Source organism: Spiroplasma endosymbiont of Megaselia nigra, from assembly GCF_003987485.1.
GTDB lineage: Bacteria > Bacillota_I > Bacilli_A > Mycoplasmatales > Mycoplasmataceae > Spiroplasma.
On sequence record NZ_RCOO01000127.1, the window covers coordinates 1 to 3,393 of the forward strand.

The 3,393-nt window shown below is 26.2% G+C and carries 2 protein-coding genes; both read left to right on the forward strand.

Annotated elements, in window-relative coordinates; translation table 4 throughout:
- Window positions 1-1,398, forward strand: a 1,398-nt coding sequence (locus tag D9R21_RS07260; RefSeq protein WP_158613914.1) for a hypothetical protein, incomplete at its 5' end; no start/stop codon positions are given.
- 3 nt (window positions 1,399-1,401) lie between these two features.
- Window positions 1,402-3,393, forward strand: a 1,992-nt coding sequence (locus D9R21_RS05185) for a hypothetical protein (RefSeq protein ID WP_148108837.1), incomplete at its 3' end; no start/stop codon positions are given.

Consider the following 3,393-nt stretch of genomic DNA (forward strand, 5'->3'; position numbering starts at 1 on the left):
ATAACCATGAATAATACTTTCCCTAGTTTACCAAACTTAAATGATATTAATAGTGTTTTAAAATTTTATAATTATGATTGAACAATTAATTTAGCAAATATTATTGCGCACCATCAAATGCGATTAGTAAATGGTAAAAATATATTATTTAAATCACATCGTAAAGATATATTAGATAAATTAAATTGATGATATGAAACTTATAAAATAAAAGAAAAATTAGATAAAAATGAATTAACAGCAAGTTTAATGGGTAAAACTATTTTTGGTTTATTAGAAACATCAGATGGCAATATTGATTTATGAATTAACCCATTTAACTTTACATCTCGTGTAAGTAAAATAAATGAAATTGAACAAGGTGCTGATATTTGATTAAATTATCATCAATCAGATAGTGGTTTTATTTTAAATTTAATTTGTACCAAAGATAAAATAGTTATTAAAGGTTGACCTAAAAATAATGAAGTAGTTGTTGGGCAAAGTAAAACACAAATTAAAGATGATGTTAGACCTGTTTTAGTACAAGAATTTAAAAACAAATTAGGTATTGTACCTTTTTGAGAAATGATTAATGAACCTAATCCTTTATTTTTATCAACATCAACTACATTAAACCCATTACCTACAATGGCAAATTGTTATAAATTACAATTTGATTTAGAAGATAGTTTTAATATTAAATCAAAAGAAAGATGAGCAAATCGTACTCATTGATATGGAATATTAGATGATGATTTAATGACCGCCTATAACAAAGGTAATAAAAAAGTATTAAAAGATGCTTTTGATGATATTTTTATTCAATCAGGTCAATCAGCAGTAGATGGTCAATTATCACAATCTTTACAAGTAGTACAAGGTACACCAACCTTAGAAACATATACCGAAGACCAAAAATCTATTATTGAACAAGTATATTTAGTATGTCATTTTTCTAGTCCATTTGGTGATAAGTCAGATAATGACCAGAATAAAACACAATCATTATTAACTAAAACAAAAGATTTAGAAAAACAAGCATATTTACAATCATATCGTAAACAATATTATACTAAAATGTTTGATACTGTTTTAAAATATTATGGTTTATGAGATGGAGTTGGTGAACGTCCGTATGGATTTGATTTTGTTAGTGCTAGTTTAGTAGACCAAATGCGACAAAATGAATTAATTACAGCTAGATTAGATAATGGCACAATGGAACCAATAAGAGCTATAACTGAATATGATAATATTGATGAATTAGAAGCAACCAAATACTATGAAAAAGTAGAGTCATGACAAGATAAAATGCAAACTAAAGAAATAGAACATAATAATAAATTACTAGAATACGATGAAACTGGTAATAATCAAAATGCCTTACAAGGTAGAACAGAAATAAAGGAGAATTAAAAAATGAGTAGAATTAACCCAGGTGTTATGGAAGAATTAAGAAGACAAGCCCACGATACTTTAATAGATATTAGAGAAAACATAAAAGATAATAGACATTGAAGGGTATTTCCATTTAATGTTTATAGTTCATATATACCCGATACAGAGACAGGTTGAAAACCTAATAATGCTAAACCAAGTGATTATGGTAGTTATTCAAGAATATTTGATAATATGGAAAGTACTATTGCACAATGACAAGGTAGTTTAAAAATAGTACAAAAATATAAAGGTGAAGAAATTAATATATTAACAATTGATGATTTTAATAAACAACCAATTAATTCAACAATATGAGCAAATAATGAAACACCTTTTGCGATAAAATTAAAAGATGAAAATAGCAATGTTTATTGAAAATTAATTGATGGCGAAAACATTTATGATATTAATAAAATGTTAGAATATTTAAAGCAATATAAATTAAGTTATTTTATTAATAATGATAATAAAGCCGATAACTTTTATACAAAAGAAGTTAAAGTTGGTAAATATTGAGATGCATATATGATTGATGATAGAAGTTCAATTCAATTTGGTGAAGCAAAATTTGAACAAGTATTTACACAACAATCAACTGAAAGACAATATACTTTATTAATTTTAGATGAAGATGCAGACAAATTAAATATTAATGATTATTATAATTTTTATACTGTATTTAATGATCGTGGTTTAAATATTGGTGGTGGTGATATTAATTCTGCACCCCAAGATAGACAATGATTATATCCATCAAATGTTATTAATTATTATTCACCTTATGATGGTAGTTTTTTATGACAAGAAATTACCTTTTCAAGTATTAATGACAAAATTAGTAATAGTGGTTTATCAGTACGACAATTTATACAAACATCAGCACCAGGGGAAGGTTATTGTTTTCCTAAAATAACTTATGATGAAAAACTAAATAAAGGTATTGTTGAATTAGATGAGATTTTATTAAAAGATCCCGGTGTTAGAGCAATGGCAGTTAAATTTTATGGTAATCCCATCTTTTTTGATATGCCAGTAATTGGACGACCAATTATTAAAGGTCAATTTAATAAAAAAGTAATGAATTCAAGAGATTTATTAATGTATAACATGTTTCCTACACCACCTGACAAAGTTAATACTTATGCATCACCTGAGGTAAGTTGATATAACATTCAAGGGATACAGCCAACAATGATAACTGGTTATGAAGATTGAAAAAAAGATATGGAAAGTAGATATGACTTTTGAAAACAAAAAAATAGTGAAGGAATTGTTATAACTGACCCCGGCACTACATCAGCAACAAATTCTACTGTTGGTCGAAATATTCATAAAGAAGATAAAGATTCTAAATTTTATTGGTCTAAAGATTGAAAAATAACACCACCAAATAAAATAAAAGTAAATAGTGGTAGTGTTGATAATATCATTAGTACTCAAGCATCATCATATTTTAGAAGAAAAGATGAATTTGGTAATACTGTTGGTCAAGTTCAAATTGAATATAATAAAATGGGTTCATGTAATGTTTGAGATATTTTAAATATGAATAATTTTATTAATCGTCAAATAACAGTATTACCCTTAAACTATACGCAAAAATTAGTTTTTAACCCTTTTACGATACCAGGTGGCGTTGGTAAGTTCTTAAACTTTATTTCATTTGGTATTCCTTGGGGTTGAGTTATTAATCAAGATGAAAAAACTTGACCTAATTTTCAATTTCTTAATGGTTTTATGAGTTCTAATGTTTATAGTTTTTATAATGATGCATTTTGGTCTGAAAAATCAAAAGGTAAAGGTTATTTACCATTTGAAATATTTAGAGAACAAGGAAATGATAAAGTCGGTGCTATTTTTGGAGCAAATGCTACTAGTTTAGGTTTTACAACTTTATTAACCGATAAATGTAAAGGTACTGTTTTAACTAACGATGGTTCAAAAACAAGTGAGTTAGTTTATTCAACATAT